The organism is Buchnera aphidicola (Symydobius americanus) (assembly GCF_964059135.1).
GTDB lineage: Bacteria > Pseudomonadota > Gammaproteobacteria > Enterobacterales > Enterobacteriaceae > Buchnera_L > Buchnera_L aphidicola_AJ.
The window spans coordinates 341,081-355,879 of the sequence record NZ_OZ060393.1 but is presented as its reverse complement, the minus strand read 5'-3'; the positions used below and the strand labels follow the sequence as shown (position 1 = coordinate 355,879).

Sequence of the window (14,799 nt, the reverse complement as noted above, 5' to 3'; positions counted from 1 at the left end):
TAAAATATTTTTGATTATTTTATTTGATTGTATTTTATTGATTTTTGATATATGGTTTTAAAATTATTTTAATATCAGGACCAATACGTTTAATTTTTTCTAATCGAAAATTCGGTACATTTTTTAAATTAGTAATTTTATTTGTAATAAATGATGGTTTTCCTGTATCTCCTAGCATTTTTGTTGCTATATAAAAGATTATTTCGTCTGCTATACCCAGGTTTAATATTTTACTGAAGAATATTGATCCGGATTCAATCCATATTGTATTAATTTCTTTTTTTCCTAACATGTAAAATAGTTTAATTAAATTAATTTTTTTTTTATAGGATGGAATTAATATTTGTTGAACGTGATTCGGCCAAGTTTCATTATCTTTTTTTAATCGTATTAACCATATTTTTTCTGTTTGTTTAATTAAATTATGATATGGTTTAACTCGATTTTGACTATCTACAATAATTCTAATTGGTTGTTTGATTTTATCATTATTTTTTATTTTATATCTTGCCGTTAATAGTGGATTATCTGTTAAAATAGTATTGCTTGTACTAATTATTGCTGAACTTTTCGACCGAAATTTATGAACATCTTTTCTTGCATGATTTGAAGTAATCCATTTGCTTTCACCATTTTTCATAGCAGTTCTACCATCTATTGAAATAGCTAATTTCAATTGAATCCATGGTAGTCCAGTTTTCATTCGTTTTAAGAAACCTCTATTTATGTATTCTGACTGTTTTTTTAAGATTCCTGTAGTTATTAAAATACCTGATTTTTTTAAAAATTTTACTCCTTTTCCGGATACTTTAGGGTTAGGATCCATTGAAGATATTACAACTCTTTTAATTCCAGATTTTACAATAGCTTGACAACAGGGCGGGGTTTTTCCGAAGTGATTACATGGTTCAAGTGATACATATGCTGTTCCATTTTTTGCTAGTTTTCCAGCCATATTAATAGCATTTACTTCTGCATGATTTGTTCCATATTTTTCGTGCCATCCTATGCCGACTATTTTTTTTTTTTTTACAATTACACATCCAACATTTGGATTTGGATCTGTTGTATATTCTCCTTTTTTTGATAATTTAATTGCTTTTTTCATATAAAATATATCTTTTTGTTTTATCTTATTTTGATTTTTTAGTATTTTTTTCATATGTATTTTTTAAAATATATTTATTGTATATATTTAATTGTTTAAAGTTTGATGAATTTATGCATTTTTTTTAATTTAGTTAAAATGTTTATAGTATTTTAAGTACATTAATTGTCTCTAGAAGAGATAATGCTGCTTCATTTCCTTTATTTCCAAATTTGTTTCCTGCTCTATTTATTGCTTGTTCGATAGTATTAGTTATTAATATCCCAAGTGTAATAGGTATATTGTGATTTATACTAATTTCTGATATTTTAGTACTAACTATTCCTGAAAGTATTTCAAAATGCATAGTTTCTCCTTTAATAATTGTTCCTAATGTTATTATTCCATCATATTTTTTCAAACTTGCAATTTTATTTGCAATAATTGGTATTTCATATGCCCCAGGTATCTTAATAACAGTAATGTTGTTATAATGTATATTTCCTATTCTATTTAAAGTATCTACAGCTCCTCTTAATAAATTTTCATTAATAAATTCATTAAATCTTGATATTATAATTGCTATTTTAGATGTTTCAGATGTAACCTTTCCTTGAATAATTGATATGTTTTGTTGTTCAAGATGATTATTTTTTATATTCATTATTTTCTCTTAAAAAAAAATATTTTAATTGTTGATATTTATTTTTATATCATGTATAATTTATAAATAGTCGCGGGATGGAGCAGTTTGGTAGCTCGTCGGGCTCATAACCCGAAGGTCGTTGGTTCAAATCCAGCTCCCGCAACCATTTTTTTTATATTCAATTTATTTATCCCTTATTAAATCTTTTATCCCACTAAATCTTATATTTTCGTTTTTCAAGGTTTTTTTTAAGATATTTTTATCCGAGAATATTGTAATTTTTTTTTTAGATCTTGTTATTGCAGTATATATTAGTTCTTTGTTTAATATATCTTTAAATATTTTTGGTAAAATAATAATAATATTTTTAAATTCTGATCCTTGTGATTTATGTATTGTTATACTCCATGGAATTTCATATTCTTTTTGATCTAGTAAGTAAATGGGTATTTTTTTTAATTTGTTCTTTTTATGTAAGAAAAAAAATTCTAGTTGGTTTTTTTGATTATACATAGTAATTCCAATATCCCCATTAAATAAATTTAAATATTTATTATTTTTTTGGATCATAATTGGTCTTCCATGATACCAAAAATCATTATTTATCCAATATTTCTTAATTTTATATTTTATAATTATATTATTTTCAATATTTTGATTAATTTCATTTGTAGAAAATGCTCCATTATGTATTGCACATAATACTTGATATTTATTAAATAATTGAATTATTTTTTCTTTGGAGTATTCAGTATTTAATTTATTTAAATATTTTGAATACATCAGTATGATATACTGTATCATATTTTTATATTTTTTATCCGTATTTATATTATAATAATTTATATTATAAAATTTACCATTTATAATTTTGTTTATTATATTATTATCATTTTTTAATATAGAATTAGAAAGTTTTTTAATATAATTGTTTTTTTTAAATCTATATGTTTTTTTTAAAATATAGATACAATCGGTAATATTTGTAATAAAATTATTATTTATTTTTATTTTACAATCTGTAATTTTTTCAAGTAAATTTTTTGTTTTTTCAGTGTATGTATTTTTTGCATAATAACAAATATCTTTCAAGATTGATCCATTTTCTATTGAAGATAATTGATTTATATCTCCTAAAAATATAATTTCTGTATAATTAGGTAATGCGTCAATTAATTTATTCATGGTAAATAAATCAATCATAGATGTTTCATCTATAATTAATATGTCTACTAATATTTTATTATTAGTATTAAAATAATTGTGTTTGGAATTATATTTTATACCAATCAAATTATGCAATGTTATAGCTTTAATATTTCTATAGTTTATATTTTTTTTAAGTGTTTCATTAATTCTGCATGTTGCTTTTCCTGTATACGCAGCTATTTTAATGTTTAAAATATTTTTATCTAAATTTATTATAATATCTAGTATTTTTTTTATGATGGTAGTTTTCCCGGTTCCAGGTCCTCCTATGATAAAAGTAATTTTTTTTATCATTGCTAATGCAATAGCTTTTTTTTGTTGATTTTCGGTAATTTGAAATAGTATATTTTTTATTTCATTAGTATATTTTAAGAAATATTTTGATTGAATATTATTTTTTTTAATAAAATTAACTATTTTTTTTTCAATTTTCCAGATTTTATTTAAGTATATTTTGTTTTTATAAATTATTAATGGTGTATCATATTTTTCATGACTAATATTTTTATCTTTTAGTAGTTCTTGTTTCCAGTTTTTTATGTTATTAATTTTATTTAATATTTTTTTAATTAATATTATTTCTTTTTTTGGAAAAAAATTTTTTTTTTCAAATATTGATATTGGTAAACAGGAATTTCCCATATAACTTGCATAACTTAAACATGCACTTACTAACATAGTTAGATTATTTTTTTTTTGAGATATTAAATATCCGAATTCTAAATCAAATAATCTGATTAAAGATTTTTTAACAGCAATTTGTAATAATTTTATCATTTGATATTAATTTAATTAAATAAATTATCCAGTTCTGTAATAAAAGATATGTTTGGTTGATGAAAAAAAACACCAGAATTTTTAGATTTTTTTTCCATACCACGTAAAAATATATAAAATATACCACCAAAATGTTTAATGAATGAATATTTTTTAATTTTTATTTTTAAATATCGGTGTAATGCTAAAGAATACAATTGATATTGTAAATCATAATTATTTTTTAGTATTTCATGTTTTATATTTTTTATTGTATAAAAACTATTATCTTCTCCTAACCAGTTTGATTTGTAATCCATTAGATAATATTTTTTTTTCCAATAGAATATTAAATCAATTGTACCGTGTAACATACCTTTAATGTTTTTGAAATTTATTGAGTGATTTAAATTAATATTATTATTGTAATTCTTAAGGATTGTTTGTATTTTTTTGCTACTAATTCCTGTTTTTATGGGTATATAAAATTTTACTTCTTTGATGCATTTATTGGGATTAATTTTTGATAACTTTAGTGATTCATTATTTAGTGTTTTATGTACAATATCTTCATACCAATTATTTAATATTTTAAACCATTTTTTTGATATTTTTTCTTTTTTTAATGTTTTTAATAACCATATTACATTTATTTGTTTTTGAAATTCAGTATTTTTTAATATTTTATGTAAAAAAATTCCAGTTTTTTTTCCTCTAGGAAATTTATGAATATTATTAGAGGAATTTTTATATTTGTTTAAGTAAGATTTTGTATAATATTTTATATCACTAGATAATGATTGTTTATTTTTGTATTTTTTTTTTATTTTTGAGAAACTTGTATTTTCTCCATAATAAAGTTTTTGTTTTATATATTTTGTTGTTATATTAGGCGATTTCTGTATTATTTTTTTTTTATCTTCATTAATATCTATATAAGATTCATCAATTTCTGTATTTGTTTCGATTTCTATAATGTTTTTTTGACTGATATTTTTTAATTCTTCCTTAAATTGAAAGAAATTTTTTTTTTCTCCACATTGTATAATATATTTTAATGGAATATTTTCTATTTTTTTATTTATTGTATCTTTTTTATTTAAATAACTTATACCTATACTACAATGTATCATTGCGCGAGTACATGCAACATATAGTAATCTAATTTCTTCAGATAATGTTAAAGTATTGTTTTGATTATGTTTAATCGCATTTATTCCAAATGGAATCCATATAATTGGATACTCTAATCCTTTTGATTTATGAATTGAAAGAATATGAATGTTTTTTTGATCATTTAATATATTAATTGTATTTTTTGGGTTGATGGATTTTATATGAGATATTTTATTTTCAAACCAAATTATTAATTCTGAATAATAATAATAGCATTCAAATTTTTCATGTAATAATTTTCCTATATGTATCATGTTATTAACTTTAATATTATCAGTTTTTTCTTGTTTTTTAATATATTCTGATGCAAGTAATTGAATTAAATTTAAAATTCCAAATGTATTTAATATTTTATAATAGTTTTGAAATTCTTTTATAATATATGAAAATTTTTTATAATCTTTATCTAAATAAAAAATTTCATTAAATGTTTTTTTAATTATATTGCTGAAACAAGCGCGTTTTAAGTAATTTATATTTTTTACATTTAAAATAGCCTTTAATATCCATAATATTTCATTTGCTTCTTTACTTTGAAAAATATTTTTTTTTTCAGATAGATATATATTTGATATATTTAAATTATTTAGTTCATTTATGATAATTTGTGATTCTATTTTATTACGTACTAGTATTGCAATGTGTTTTTTTTTTAATGTTTTTATATTATGATTTATTTTAATACAAGCATTATTTTTTTTTGCTTCTTTTAACCAGTATAAAATATTTTTAGCGCATATTTTTGCAATCCATTCTCTATATTCTTGAAGAGATTGTTTTTTTTTATGACATATTATTTTAAAAGCAGGATATTGAATTTTATTAATTATAAATTTTATATTTTTGTTTTTTTTAGGAGAATGTGTTGGAATAAATTGAATTTTTTTTAAAATAAATGGATACTTAAATCGATTAAATAAAATATTGATTCCTTCATTTATTTCAAAAGATGATCGCCAATTGGTATTTAAAATATAATGTTGATAGATTTTTGATTGTATTTTTAGGTAATTTAAAATATTTGCTCCGCGAAATTCATAAATAGATTGTTTGGGGTCGCCAATTAATATTAATGCATTTCTTTTTTCTTCATAAATTGTTTTAAATATATTAAATTGTTTTTGGTTAGTATCTTGAAATTCATCTATAAATGCTATTGGGTATTTTTTTTGGAGTGTTTTTTTTAAGTCATTTTTTTTAATATATGCATTAGTTTTATTTAATAAATCTTCAAAATCAGATATGCGATTTATTTTTTTTATATGATTAAATATTTTAAATATTTTTGAAATAGCGTGATTTATTATTAATTGGTTAATTTTTGATAAATTATTAAATAATAATTCAATTTTTTTTAAAAATATATTTTGATGTTTTTTTTTATCTTTTATGTATTTTATTATTTTTTTATTTTTAAAATATTTTAATTCATTTGGAATATTATATTTTTTTATATCATTATTTATACTAGCCCATTTTGATATTTTTTTTATCCAATTTGAAATATTTTTTGTATTGTATATTTTTTTATTATCTGTATTTTTATTAATAAAATTTAGAATGTATTTTTTTTGTTTTTTCCAGTTTTTCTTAATTGTATTTAATAGGATATCAAATTTTTTATAGTATTGATGTATTTTTTCAAAATTTTCAAATTTTATAGTTACTTTTTTTTCTTGATATTTTTTAACCCAGGGGATTATTTTGAATATTAAATTTTCTGGTGTATACCAATGAGTATATATTATATATGTTATACCTGTTGGGAGAGAATAATAATATTTTCTCCAGTATTGAATTGCGGATTTTAAATATATTTCTTGTTGATTTTTTATAACATGTTTTTGACATTCTATTTTTGAATCAAATGTATTGAAATTCAATATTTTAAAAAAAAATGCATCTATAGTATATATGCAGGATTGATTGAAATTATTTTCTGCGATTTGTAATTTGATATAAGTTTTTTTAAAGTCTTTTATTTCATTAAAAATTATTTTTAATACAGAATGTTTATGAATTTCTTTTTTAAGACACGATTTTTTTAAATCATAAATGTAATTTTTAATTCGTTTAAATAATTCTTTTTGTGCTAATTTAGTAAATGTCACTACTAAAATATTATTTATGGGGTATCTCTTAGTATTTATTCCTATTAATATTCTTAAATATAATAAACATATTGTTAATGTTTTTCCGGTTCCTGCTGAAGCTTCAATTAAACAAATATTTTTGATAGGAGTATTGATTACATCAAACAGTTTTTTGATTATTTTGTTCATTTAAAATACTTGATTTGTGATTTTTTATAATTTTTAAATTTTTTAATAAATTTTTTAAAATGTACTAATGATTTTTTTATTTAATATAGGTAGCATCCATTTTTTACATGTTTTTTTAATTATTTGAATATATTTTTCATTTAAAGTTGGTATAATTTTTTGAATATAAGGGTTATTTTTTTCTCCATGTTTTTCGGTTTTTCCGTTCCAAGTATTTAATAGTTTTTTATTTGCAACTTCCATGGTTTTAATAGGATTTTTTTGAATGTTTGTTTTTTGACCGTATATTGTCTCTACCCATATTATACCAGATTTTATTAATGGTATTGGACGAATTAATCCAGATAAATATCCTTCAATATAATAGTTTAAGTGAATATAAGCTAAAGCTGGATTAATTGTTTTAAATTTCCATTGGATATTAGGGTATCCTAAGATGATACTGTTTTTTTTTCCTCCTAATATACAATATATTAAATGTTCAATCCAGATTTGTAGAGCATCATAAAAATATAGTTTTCTTACTTTCCATCTGATTATTCTATCTGTGTTAATAAGAGATAGGTTTCCGAATATATTAATATTATTAATATTGATTTTAAAAGTATGAACATTTTTTGTTTGATATATGGTTGATAGTTTTTTATATATTAATTCTATTTGTTCTTTTTGTTTTTCCCATACTAATATATCAAAATTTTCATTTGGTAAGTTCCCCCTTTTTTTATATAATTCAAAATCGAATTTAGTATTTTTGTTATTTATTAAGGATTTAATAATATCTTTTTTAATTTTATAAGCATCTACATTTTTTAAATGGAATGTTTCATAATTTTTTGTATCTAATGTATCATATCTTTTTATATTTTTAATTTTTAATTGTTGATGAAAAAAAAAAATAATTGGGTTTTTCCAAAAATATAAAATTTTTTGAAAATTAATTGATTTTGTTTCTTGATTTTTTTTTAATAATATTATTTTTGTTTTTAAATTTATTATATTTTGATATTTTATTTGATTTTTTTTCTGTACGGGTTTTAAATTATTTTTTGTGTGATCATGAATTATATTATTTAAAATATTTTTATTGATATTTTTATATATTTTATTATTTATTTTAAATGTTTTTTGAATGTATGTGATTAGCTCATCAATTATTTTTGAATATCTTATTTCGTTTAAATGATAATTTGTATCGTGATTATAGCTAATATATATATTTTTTTTTGCCGCATTAATAATATGTAAAAATATGTAACGATTTTTATATGTATTATTTGAATATTTGTATTTTTGATTTTTTATTAATAAATTAAAATCGGTTTGTGATTCTTCTTCTAAATCTATATTGTTATTCATTCCTAATATATAAAAAATTTTATAAGGAATAGTATGTACAGATTGTATTGGACAAAATGATAATTTTCCAATTTTTATGGATTTTGTTTTGGAATGATTTTTAATATTTTTTTTGAGTTTTTCAAATAGTGGTTCTATTTTAATTTTTTTTTGGTATTTGCTTTTAATTCCGATTGAAATTATTTTTTTCCATACATGTTGAATATTTTTTAGTTCTTTTTTTAATATACTTTTTTTATCAATAAATGTTTTAATTAATTTTTTACATATTGGAAGCCATGATTTTAATTTTTTAGGGTAAGATAATTTTATTTTCCATTTATATAAAGTGAATATAAATTTCATAAATTTATTGACTAAATTTGTGTATAAAATTCCATCATGACTGTAAGGGATAATATTATTCCAAATTTGGTTTTCATTTTCTAAAGATGATCCTAAAATCATTCTATTTATTCCAAATTTCCAAGTATTTATATCATTGTTTATGGATGAAATTTTTATTTTATGTTTTATATTAAATCCCCATTTAATATTAAGTTGTTTTGTCCATTTTTTTAAAATTAATATTTCATCTTCAGAAATTAAAAATTTATTAGAAATTTCTACATAATTTAATATTATAAATATATTTTTGTTTTCAAAATCATTATTTTGTAATTCAAATAGATTTTTTAGAATTTTTAATGCAATTTTTGTTTTTTTATTTAATTTATTACATATAACGTATGGTATTTTATATTGTTGATTTGGGGATTCAAAAATTGTTTTTATAAATGGGTAATATGTATTCAGGTTATATGATGTAATTATAATATCATGAATCATAATATTTTTTTTGGTATTTAGTATATTTACAATGTTTTTATATAATATTTCGATTTCATGGTAAATTGTTTTACAAGCATGGATAGAAATAGATGTATCTTTTGTTTTTAATATAATTTTATTTTTTATATGTTTTTGATTTATATTATTTATGTGTTTTTTTAAATATAATAGAATATTTTTTTTTTTTTTTTGATTAATTGATGTAATGTACTTTCCATGTTGATTAAGAAGTGTTAGTAAGGATTCATATCCATTTTTTCCAAAAGAATATAATAAAGATTGAAATGTATGGGATATTTTTTTACAGATATTTAAATAATTTTCGATACTTTTTTTAGTTTTATTTTTTTTATCTGGAGTGATATGTTTTAGAAAAAAGTTTTTAGATGGTATTGTCATAAAAATGTATATATTAAAATTTTTGCTCATTAATTTTAAGATTTCAAATTCATTTTGATTAATTTTGAAATCGTTAAAGAAAAAAATATTTTTTGAAAAATTTTTATATTTTTTATCATATATTTGATTTTTATTTTTTGATAAAATTTCGATTATTTGATATTGATTAATGATAATGCCTGATTGTTTATGTTCTATGTTTTGTAAGCAATTTTCCCAAAGTGTAATTTGCCATTTTTGTTTATCAAAAAAATTTTTTTTTTATTTTTTTTTAGATCGTGATTCCAATTAGGTTGGTAATATGAGTATTGATTAAATAACTTAGCCATGTATGTGGAGAATATCATTTTTTTTGTTTGATTATCTTTTTTTTTTATAAAGTATGAGATATTCTTATATTCGGCAATGTTCATAATTTCCCAAGTTAAATAATATGAAAAATTATCATATTTATATGATTTATCTTTTTTGTTATAATTTAATATTTTTAAAATAAAATTTTTGAATGTAAAAAATTCTACATTAGCTAGAATACCATTTTTTTTTGCTATTCTGTATTTAATCCATTCTTGTAATTGGTTATTTTGAACAATAAAATTTTCTTTTATAAAAGCATTATTTGATGAATATTTTTTAATAATATCACATGTTTTGTCTATTAATAAATTAGTATTATTTGATTGATATATTTTTAACATAATCTGTTTGATTTAAAGTAGGTAATGTATTAAATTATATAATTAATAATTATATGTTTATGAAATTTCAATTTTTTGATGTTTGTTTTTAATATACATTTGTAATTGTGGATAAGGCGGATCAATTTTATTTTTATCAAGTGCTTTTTTAAAATTAGACATTAAATCCCAATATACTGCGTTTAGATCATTAGTATAACTCCAACATCTTACTATAAAATTCATAGATGAAGGGGCGAGTTCACTTAATCCTACTACAATATCTTTATCTTTTAATACCCTCGGTTCTTTAGAAATGACTTGTTTTAATGTATTAATCACTAAATCAATATTAGTATTGTAAGATACGTTAATCATAAATTCGTTTCTTCTTGCTGGTTCTCTAGAATAGTTGATAATATTATCGGATGTAATTTTATTGTTAGGTATAATGACTATTTTACCATCTAATGTACGCAATGTTGTATAAAAAATATGTACATTTAATACCGTACCTGCAACATTTTTAACTACTATATATTCTCCATTTTTTAATGGACTTAAAACTACTAATAGTATTCCGGCTGCAAAATTTGAAAGTGCTCCTTGTAAGGCTAGTCCAGCTGCCATACCAGCTGCTCCTAATATTGCAATCACGGATGTAGTTTGTACTCCAATCCTTCCTAAAGCAATTACTATGGTTAATGTAATCACTACATATTTCGATAAAGCCGTAAGAAAATCGCAAATTGTAATGTCTACATTTCGAGATATCAGGATTTTATTTAGGCCATTGGATAAAATTTTTGATGTAAATGAACCAATTACAATAATTATAATTGCCATAGTTGCGTTAATAAAGTAGTTAAATACTAATTCTTGATGTTGTATTGCCCACAATATAAAATATTTTATATTATTCATAAAATTAAATCTTTCCATTTTTATTCCTAATGTATTTATGTTAGTGAATTATATTTTTTATTTAAATTAAATTATAAGAGTTAAGTTCTTTAAAGATTTTTTCTAATTTTTTTTCAATAGAATTTTGTGATGATTTTATCCAGCTTCTTGGGTCATAGTATTTTTTATTTGGTTGATTTATTCCTTGTGGGTTACCTAGTTGGCTTTTTAAGTATAGTTTATTTTTTTGATAATATTTTAAAATACCATTCCATGATGCCCATTGTATATCTGTATCTACATTCATTTTGATTACGCCATATTTAATAGCTTTTTTTATATCTGATGAATCCGATCCAGATCCTCCATGAAATACGAAATTAATAGGATTAATAGCATATAAATTGTGTTTTTTTGAAACATATTTTTGTGATTCTTTTAAAATATTTGGTTTTAAAGAAATATTACCTGGTTGATAAACTCCGTGTACATTTCCAAAAGAAGCCGCAATAGTAAAGTTTGGACTAATTTTAATTAATTTTTCATATGCATAATTTACTTCCTTAGGACTTGTATATAATAAAGATGAATCTATATTTTCATTATTTATTCCATCTTCTTCTCCTCCTGTACATCCTAATTCTATTTCAAGAAACATATTAATTTGTTTCATTTTATGTAAATAATTTTCACAAGTTTTTATATTATTTGTTATATTTTCTTTAGATAAATCAATCATATGTGATGAAAAAATAGGGTATCCATGTTTTTTGAAATTCTTTTCTCCCAATTTTAACAAACCATTTATCCACGGAAGAATTTCTCTATGACAATGGTCTGTATGTAAAATTACAGGTATTTTATAATATTTAGCCATTAAATGTATATGATTTGCTCCTGATAGTGCTCCTAATATTGCCTGTTTATGATTTGAAATATCTTGTATTTTTGTTCCAGACATAAATAAAGAACCTCCGTAAGAAAATTGAATAATTACAGGAGATTTCATTTTAGAAGCAGTTTTTAAAACAATATTAATTGTGTCAATGTTAGCACAATTGATGGCTGGTATTGCGAATTGTTTATATTTTGCAAATTGTAATAATTTTTGAATATCTTTTCCGAAGATTACACCCGTTTTAATATCATTTAAATTTTTATACATTTTTATTCCTTGAATTAATTCATGATTGTTAAATATATATTTTATTATATAAGTATTTTTAATATTATTTTAAATTTTCAATAGTTTTTTTGACTGCTTCTAACATGGATATTGTTGGTAGTTTTTGACCTTCCACGAATTGTAGAAAAGCAGCTCCACCTGTAGAAATATAAGATATTTGATCTTGAATATTTAGCATATCAATTACGGATAATGTTTCTCCACCACCTGCAATAGAAAATGCATCACTTTGAGCAATACTTTTTGCTAATCTTTCTGTTCCTATTCGGAATTTAGGGAATTCAAATACTCCTAATGGTCCATTCCAAAGAATGGTTTTTGCTTTTTTTATAATATTTTCTATATTAGACATACTTTTATCACCTAAATCCATAATTTCTTCTTCTTCTTGAATTTCAAATGGTTTTTTTACAATTGCATTTGATAGTTTTGAAAATTCTGTTCCTACTCTAGAATCTACTGGTATTAGAATATTATATTTATCTCTGATTTTTTTTGCTGTGTTAATAAATTCTTTTTCGTGTAAAGATTTTCCAATATTGTAATCAATAGCTAGAAAAGTATTAGCTATACCTCCTCCCACTATTACAGTATCTGCTATTTTTGATAGGGATTGTAGTAATTGAAATTTTGTTGATATTTTTGATCCGCCTACAATAGCAATCATTGGTCTATTCGGATTTTTTAATGCTGTACGTAACGCTTTTATTTCTGATACGAATAATGGTCCAGCGCATGCTATTTTAGCAAACATACCCACTCCAAATGTAGAAGATTCTTTTCTGTGCGCACTACCAAAAGCATCCATAACAAATACATCACATAAAGATGCATATTGTTTAGATAAATGAATATCATTGTTTTTTTCTCCTGCATTAAATCTAACATTTTCTAAAACTAGTAAATCTCCAGGATTCATACATATTTTTTTTAACTTTTCTGAAAAGTAAATATTAGTATTAATAAATACTTTTTTTAAATATTCTACAATGGGTAATAAGGAAAATATTTTTTGATATTGTCCTTCTTTAGGTCTTCCTAAATGAGACATGATGATTACTTTTGCATTTTGTTTCAATGCAAGTTCAATTGTTGGTATGCTTGCTCGAATTCTAGCATCAGATGTAATTCGATTATTATGAATTGGAACATTAAAATCTACTCTTATTAATACTGTTTTGTTTTTTAAATTTAATTCTTTCATTTCAATCATATTTTTTCCTTTTTAATATTTATTAAATGTTATTAATGATTAATTATTTTTTTATAATAAATACATTTTTGATTATTTTATTATACTTTTATCTGTTTCCTGAAAGTATATATTATATATAATAAATGTAAATATTATACTTGTATTTTTAATATTATGTTAAATAATATTTTTTATATTATAATTTAAACCAATGTGTTACTCCATCAAGAAACATTTGTGTTGATAACATAATCAATATTAATCCCATTAACCTTTCTAATGCGTTTACTCCTCTTTTTCCTAGAACTTTAAGAAAACTCCCAGATAATAATAGAATAATTACTGTAATACTCCACGCAATTATTAATGATATGGATAATGAAAATATTTGATTAGAATATTGATGCGATAATAGCATAAGTGTTGCGAGTAATGATGGACCAGCTACTAAAGGAATTGCTAAAGGTACTAAGAATGGTTCTGATTTATTAATGATTTCGTTTTTTTTATTTTCATCAGGAAAAATCATTTTTATTGCTATTAAAAATAGTATAATTCCTCCGGATATTGATACTGTTTCTGTTCTTAAATCTAGTATAGATAATGTTTTTTCTCCCATTAACAAAAATAATATCATAATCATTAAAGCAATAATCATTTCTCGAATAAGTACTATATTTCTTCTTTTTGGATGTAAATATTTTAATATTGACATTACAATTGGGAGATTGCCTAATGGATCCATAATTAATATTAACAATATAGTTGTAGAAATTATTTCATTCATTTTTTTACCATTTTATTTTGGTTTATTTCATAAACATATTTTCAATTTTTATAATTAATGATATTATAAATAAAATATATTAAATTATATTTTATTTGTAATTTAAATTTTATATAATTATAGAATAATTATTTTATTTTTATTTAATAAATATGTTCTAATATATTATTATTATACATATATTTAATATTTATTATAATCTATTAACATGATTTAAATTAAATATTTTAAGTATTATTTATTTTTATTTTTTGGGAACGAAATTTATTTTATTAGGTTATTAATATTTTTACTGTAATTAGTAAT

General features: G+C 20.8%; 10 protein-coding genes and 1 tRNA gene. 1 reads left to right on the top strand and 10 read right to left on the bottom strand.

What is annotated here, in order from left to right; genetic code table 11:
- Nucleotides 1–34 precede the first annotated feature (34 nt).
- Nucleotides 35–1,162: a bifunctional diaminohydroxyphosphoribosylaminopyrimidine deaminase/5-amino-6-(5-phosphoribosylamino)uracil reductase RibD gene (gene ribD / locus AB4W55_RS01640; protein WP_367672331.1), complete on the bottom strand. Its 1,128-nt coding sequence runs from the start codon at nt 1,160–1,162 to the stop codon at nt 35–37.
- An 88-nt stretch (nt 1,163–1,250) separates the two neighbouring features.
- Entirely contained in the window at nt 1,251–1,715 is a 465-nt protein-coding gene (gene ribE, locus AB4W55_RS01635) for a 6,7-dimethyl-8-ribityllumazine synthase (protein WP_367672798.1), read from the bottom strand.
- Between the two features lie 107 nt (nt 1,716–1,822).
- Between ribE and AB4W55_RS01630 the strand changes: the two genes are divergently transcribed.
- Nucleotides 1,823–1,899, top strand: a tRNA-Met gene (locus AB4W55_RS01630).
- A 17-nt stretch (nt 1,900–1,916) separates the two neighbouring features.
- Here the strand turns inward: AB4W55_RS01630 and recD are convergent.
- The 8 genes from recD to AB4W55_RS01590 all read right to left on the bottom strand — a co-directional run bounded on the left by recD (nt 1,917) and on the right by AB4W55_RS01590 (nt 14,493).
- On the bottom strand, nt 1,917–3,719 hold the full coding sequence (gene recD, locus AB4W55_RS01625; protein WP_367672330.1) for an exodeoxyribonuclease V subunit alpha: 1,803 nt from the start codon (nt 3,717–3,719) through the stop codon (nt 1,917–1,919).
- A gap of 11 nt (nt 3,720–3,730) precedes the next feature.
- Nucleotides 3,731–7,156 (bottom strand): exodeoxyribonuclease V subunit beta, encoded by a 3,426-nt coding sequence (recB, locus tag AB4W55_RS01620; RefSeq protein ID WP_367672329.1) that lies wholly within the window; start codon nt 7,154–7,156, stop codon nt 3,731–3,733.
- Nucleotides 7,157–7,210: 54 nt separating this feature from the next.
- Nucleotides 7,211–9,943 carry a hypothetical protein gene (locus AB4W55_RS01615; protein WP_367672796.1) on the bottom strand — a complete coding sequence of 911 codons (2,733 nt, stop codon included), beginning with the start codon at nt 9,941–9,943 and terminating at the stop codon, nt 7,211–7,213.
- Complete coding sequence (locus AB4W55_RS01610; protein ID WP_367672327.1) at nt 9,940–10,443, bottom strand: exodeoxyribonuclease V subunit gamma; 504 nt, start codon at nt 10,441–10,443, stop codon at nt 9,940–9,942. The genes AB4W55_RS01615 and AB4W55_RS01610 overlap by 4 nt, the downstream gene beginning before the upstream one ends.
- A gap of 57 nt (nt 10,444–10,500) precedes the next feature.
- Entirely contained in the window at nt 10,501–11,364 is an 864-nt protein-coding gene (gene mscS / locus AB4W55_RS01605) for a small-conductance mechanosensitive channel MscS (RefSeq protein ID WP_367672326.1), read from the bottom strand.
- A gap of 43 nt (nt 11,365–11,407) precedes the next feature.
- Nucleotides 11,408–12,490, bottom strand: coding sequence for a class II fructose-bisphosphate aldolase (gene fbaA / locus AB4W55_RS01600; RefSeq protein ID WP_367672325.1), 1,083 nt, complete (start codon nt 12,488–12,490; stop codon nt 11,408–11,410).
- A gap of 64 nt (nt 12,491–12,554) precedes the next feature.
- Nucleotides 12,555–13,724 carry a phosphoglycerate kinase gene (locus tag AB4W55_RS01595; protein ID WP_367672323.1) on the bottom strand — a complete coding sequence of 390 codons (1,170 nt, stop codon included), beginning with the start codon at nt 13,722–13,724 and terminating at the stop codon, nt 12,555–12,557.
- 178 nt (nt 13,725–13,902) lie between these two features.
- Nucleotides 13,903–14,493 carry a YhgN family NAAT transporter gene (locus AB4W55_RS01590; protein WP_367672322.1) on the bottom strand — a complete coding sequence of 197 codons (591 nt, stop codon included), beginning with the start codon at nt 14,491–14,493 and terminating at the stop codon, nt 13,903–13,905.
- Between the last annotated feature and the right edge of the window lie 306 nt (nt 14,494–14,799).

Bases quoted from the DNA above. Each gene is read 5' to 3' on its own strand.
- fbaA (WP_367672325.1), bottom strand. From the start codon at position 12,490: ATGTATAAAAATTTAAATGATATTAAAACGGGTGTAATCTTCGGAAAA.
- ribD (WP_367672331.1), bottom strand. From the start codon at position 1,162: ATGAAAAAAATACTAAAAAATCAAAATAAGATAAAACAAAAAGATATA.
- recD (WP_367672330.1), bottom strand. From the start codon at position 3,719: ATGATAAAATTATTACAAATTGCTGTTAAAAAATCTTTAATCAGATTA.
- AB4W55_RS01610 (WP_367672327.1), bottom strand. From the start codon at position 10,443: ATGTTAAAAATATATCAATCAAATAATACTAATTTATTAATAGACAAA.
- mscS (WP_367672326.1), bottom strand. From the start codon at position 11,364: ATGGAAAGATTTAATTTTATGAATAATATAAAATATTTTATATTGTGG.
- AB4W55_RS01590 (WP_367672322.1), bottom strand. From the start codon at position 14,493: ATGAATGAAATAATTTCTACAACTATATTGTTAATATTAATTATGGAT.
- recB (WP_367672329.1), bottom strand. From the start codon at position 7,156: ATGAACAAAATAATCAAAAAACTGTTTGATGTAATCAATACTCCTATC.
- AB4W55_RS01595 (WP_367672323.1), bottom strand. From the start codon at position 13,724: ATGATTGAAATGAAAGAATTAAATTTAAAAAACAAAACAGTATTAATA.